5 protein-coding genes and 1 pseudogene are annotated in these 4,334 nt (G+C 34.5%); all 6 read left to right on the top strand.

The genetic code is table 11. The features are described from left to right. Nucleotides 1–288 precede the first annotated feature (288 nt). Nucleotides 289–474, top strand: a pseudogene (locus HMPREF2700_RS11940) (DUF6396 domain-containing protein); the annotation flags it as partial. Nucleotides 475–679: 205 nt separating this feature from the next. Continuing rightward, nucleotides 680–1,282: a DUF4112 domain-containing protein gene (locus HMPREF2700_RS00390; RefSeq protein ID WP_070589136.1), complete on the top strand. Its 603-nt coding sequence runs from the start codon at nucleotides 680–682 to the stop codon at nucleotides 1,280–1,282. Between the two features lie 695 nt (nucleotides 1,283–1,977). Further along, the gene (locus HMPREF2700_RS00385; protein ID WP_070589134.1) at nucleotides 1,978–2,415 is read left to right on the top strand and encodes a hypothetical protein; all 438 of its coding nucleotides are present in this window, start codon (nucleotides 1,978–1,980) and stop codon (nucleotides 2,413–2,415) included. A 202-nt stretch (nucleotides 2,416–2,617) separates the two neighbouring features. Further along, nucleotides 2,618–3,118: a hypothetical protein gene (locus tag HMPREF2700_RS00380; RefSeq protein ID WP_283129653.1), complete on the top strand. Its 501-nt coding sequence runs from the start codon at nucleotides 2,618–2,620 to the stop codon at nucleotides 3,116–3,118. Nucleotides 3,119–3,602: 484 nt separating this feature from the next. Continuing rightward, nucleotides 3,603–3,743 (top strand): M15 family metallopeptidase domain-containing protein, encoded by a 141-nt coding sequence (locus tag HMPREF2700_RS11260; RefSeq protein WP_083303918.1) that lies wholly within the window; start codon nucleotides 3,603–3,605, stop codon nucleotides 3,741–3,743. Nucleotides 3,744–3,860: 117 nt separating this feature from the next. After that, a complete protein-coding gene (locus tag HMPREF2700_RS00375; protein WP_070589132.1) occupies nucleotides 3,861–4,280 on the top strand; it encodes a hypothetical protein in 420 nt (139 codons plus the stop codon). Nucleotides 4,281–4,334 lie beyond the last annotated feature (54 nt).

The raw sequence follows: 4,334 nt of genomic DNA, 5'->3' as shown, positions 1-4,334 counted from the left end.
TCCTTCCCCCTTTACCACAGGCATTATCACAGATGCTATATCAAATCCATTGTCATACTTGAATACCCAGCCTGATCAGAGTGGATACTTTTAAGTGAGGAGAGATGAAATACTATTTCAAAAAAGCTTACCGAAACAATATGCCATTTATGGAATTTGATTTAACTAATAAAAAACGATTAGCTACCCAAGATTTGGATTAGGAGATGATATGATGATCAAAATTTTATCCACCATACTAGTCAGTATGCTATTGCTTACTGCATGTGATCTTGGCAGGGAGCTGGTGAGCTCAACGTTCACGATCTAGATGATATCGTTCCGCTACCTCCAGCAAAGCTGCCAAGTTGGGACGGTAAAATCGCCGTCCAACGTTTTGAAGAAGGTCCTGCTCCGGCAAAACCATCCGATGAACTGGTACGCAGATTGGCGCAACAGGCAGGATTGGATCCGAATACCGGGTTGCCGAAGTAAATAAAAGAGGCTGACAGGGGAGCAAGCCTGAAGGTCATCTGAAACATGGTTTTCAATAGTTGAGTTTCAAATTAGTTGAAACCGTACTTTCAGACGACCTTACGTCACAAACGGCCATGCTGTAATTGGCTTTTATAGAGAATGACTGTAAACGGTAATAATGTTGTACCGCTCTAAATTTTTAAACCACTACAATCAAAACATGATGAAGCATAAACCTATACCTTATGAGCGTCAGGAAATCATCCGACGTGAGCGCGAATTGGCTAAATATGCCAATACTATGGACAGTTTGTTCTGCATTCCTTTTACCAAACAGGGGATCGGCGTTGATGCCATATTGTCGCTAATCCCCTTTGTCGGGGATATTGCCGGACTTTTTCTGACAATGAAGGCTTTTCGCATGGGACGGGAGTTGGGCGTGCCGGAACATAAAATGCGTTCTGCCGTATATCTTGCTTTTGCCGATATGGTGCTTGGCATGATTCCTGTTGTCGGTACGCTTATCGATATTTTCTTGCAACCGAGCCGCCGTACTTTGAAAGTCATCAATGAACATGTGCGCAGCGAGTATGGTATAGACAGCGATCTGCATCTGGAGCGCCCATTCATGCATTTGGCTTTGGAGAAGAAACAGCAACAATCAGATTTTTGGCGAAAACCTGTTGCTGCTTGGCTTTATATGCATATACCTGATTTTTTCGGTTTGATTGTGTTGGTGCTGATGGGGTGGATAACGGTTGCAATGAGTAAATGGATATGGAGCGATATGGCTTATCTGTTTAGTGTTATTGCTGGTTGGTTTTGAATGTTTGTGAGAGATAAGGAAGAAAAGGGGATATTAGGCACGAAAATAGCAGAAAACTCGTGTTTGTTTTGGCTTTTGGAGAAAAGGCGGAACGGTAGAATACGAAGCAAGATGTGGAATCTGTAAAGAAACCATTTCAGACGGCCTAAAAGTTAACGTTCCTTGCTGTTGTTAAGATAAGTATTAAAACTTAAAAAATTAGATAAGGAAACTTTATGAATAAAATGCTGTTTTTTATTTTTATTTTTACTTCATTGTATTTGTTTATAGGTGTTGTTGATAGAACAGGGGAATTTGAAAATAATTATGTATTTTTTTTTTTTTAAAAACCGTGGTTTTTTCAGAGCATATACTACGACTCCATAGGAGAGCGTGATATACAAGATGTACCTAAACAGCAATTGAAACAATACCTATCATATTGTAATGCTAATATTTTTAATGAGTTTCCATGTACTGTAGAGGCACAAGAGGAAGTAAAAAAATATTTGAGTGAATCTTGTATTAAGTCCAAATGAGTTAGAGAATATCAATACACATAGAAAACTTCTTCAAACGCACCACTCGTATGATACTAATGGCACACGATGCTTGAGTGCTGTACCTTAGATTAGAAATCCAATATTTATAAAGGCCGTCCGAGACTTTTCAGACGGCTTGCTGATAAAGTGAAATTAAAATAGGCAAGAGAAATTATGTTTAAAAGAATTACTTTAATAGTAACTATTTTGATGGCCATAATTTCGTCTTATTCTTATTTTAGATATAGTGCATATTGTTATTATAAAGAAAAGACTTTATTTAGTTATAAGATTCCCAGTGATGGAGACCAATGTGCAAGGTTTAACGTAAGTAAAAATAAAAATATTGTTGTTTGCCTTGATAATGTAGGAAATTTTTTAAGCATAGATGGCCTTTATTCCGGAATATATTTATATGATGATCAAGGGGAACTGCTATCTTTTTATTATCTTCATAACGAAGTTTGGCAAAGTATGCCGTTAGACTTAAATTTGAATGAAGAAGGTATATTTAATCTAGGCCTATATGCTCAAACAGAATCCTTTTCTATAAATCCATCTATTTTCCATAGGATAGAAGCAAAATTTATTGACACTCTATGCTATAAATAAATTTTTATCTATATAATTTAGTATCTTAAAAGATAGATAAGGATCTGTTGGTATTTTCATCCCTAAAATAATATCATTCTCCCTAAAAAAATTGAAGTATTTTGAAATAATAGGCAAAGTTATGACAAAGAAAAAAATAGTGAAATGATTTGGTTTCTTTATATTGATATTTGGATTAGTTGAGTATTGGCGGATAACGGGGATGGGAGAAGAGATAAAAAATATTTCCGTGAGCAGTGATTGTTATCAAAATAAATACTTAGTGAATTATCAGGAAGGTTCTTGTGGACTATATTTTATGCAAAATCCTGAAGCAATTTACCGTGAATTACGCTACAAAGATAACCCTAAATGTGAGTATTTATATCAACATAAAGTAGAACGTTTAGAACAAATAGAATTGGAAAAAAAGATTTTGGCAGATAATCGCAGAATTTTAAAGAATAGAAAAACTTTTGTATGTACGGGATGGAACGGCTTTAGGATAGCAATCTTTATTGCCGATGAAAAGGATAATTTGCTCTACTATTATCGAGATACATCCCTATTTGGCACTGAATTGGTTCCTGAAAATTTTGCAAGACCCTCTATCGATGATGAATATATTGGCTGGAGTGGCGGTCCTGTTGCCCCATTGCATCCCAATCTCATTCAACGGATAGATGCAAAAATTATACAGTGGCTGGTTGAGTTGTTTTATTGAGCAGAAAGAGCTCCACTTTGAACTAACTCTCAGTTTATCTTTTACCAAATTTATGATGAAAAGGCACAAGAAATAGGTAAGCAACCATCTGCAAGAAAAGTGCAGATGAGTCCTTCCTCTGCTACAGGAACAGCTAGTCGACCAAAGAGAGATAACGGTGCAAAACATACATCTCCTCAATTAAGGTAGAGAAATGAGGTAAAGCAAGTAAATTCCGTGGATGGGAAGCCTGTTACAGTGGTTAAGAAGAATAGAGAAATACATAATCAAAATAAAATAAAAATTAATAAACGTCATCCTCAATTTCAAGATAAAGTGAGAATGTTTATTAAAAAAGCGTATGAACAACATTAAATTAAATTTAATTAAGAATTATGCAGGGATAAATAGGATGATTTGTATGCAAAGGGAGAACAATGCCTGGATCCATAGTAACAAAAGTAAAAGGAGGGAAAAGGAATCATAATTTTATTTTGGACTCGCAATAGATGTGTTTCCAATCTGGCAAGATGGCAGGATCCACATGAAAAAGGAAGATGATGCAGAGAATATTAGATTACTGAAATTAATCGTACATATAGGAATTGAAGAGGGGTTAGCATGGGGAGGAAATTGGAAAATTTAAGGATTATCCTCATTTCGAATTGAAGGTTGGTAAAAATATGGCTCAACTAAGAGCAACTGTAAAAGCTGCAGGTGATGGTCCTTTAGCTGTTAAATATGATATTTAGATGGAGTTGTTATGAAATCATTAAATATAATGCTAGCAATATTTACATTCTTTGTCTTATTATGTCAGAATGCATACGGAGTAAATTTAATTTTTACTTCTGAACTTGATGATGAAGAGTCAAGTTTAGAGGGAGGGGAACTAAAACTATTTAAAGATAGGTTAAATCATTGTTTTATTACTTCAACTTACTATGGTGAGACAGGTAAATCTTTGTATGTATATAATTTTAAAAAGGGAAATACGTTAAGTTCAGGTACGTATAAGGAGTTTAGGTTTAAGGATGGTTATATTTCTAAAGATAAAAAAAATATATATATACTAATTAATAAGAAAGAATTAAATATTAATCATACTGAGGTTAGAAATGATTTTACTAATTTAATTAAGAGAATACCTAAATCAATTATTATTAAAAATTGTAACAATTAATTGTCTTTATAATCTATAAGTGAGACCTTTGCAATAACATAGGTTACTAAAATT

This window comes from Neisseria sp. HMSC068C04 (genome assembly GCF_001810105.1).
Classification (GTDB): Bacteria; Pseudomonadota; Gammaproteobacteria; order Burkholderiales; family Neisseriaceae; genus Neisseria; species Neisseria flavescens_B.
This window is presented reverse-complemented; position numbering and strand designations above follow the sequence as displayed.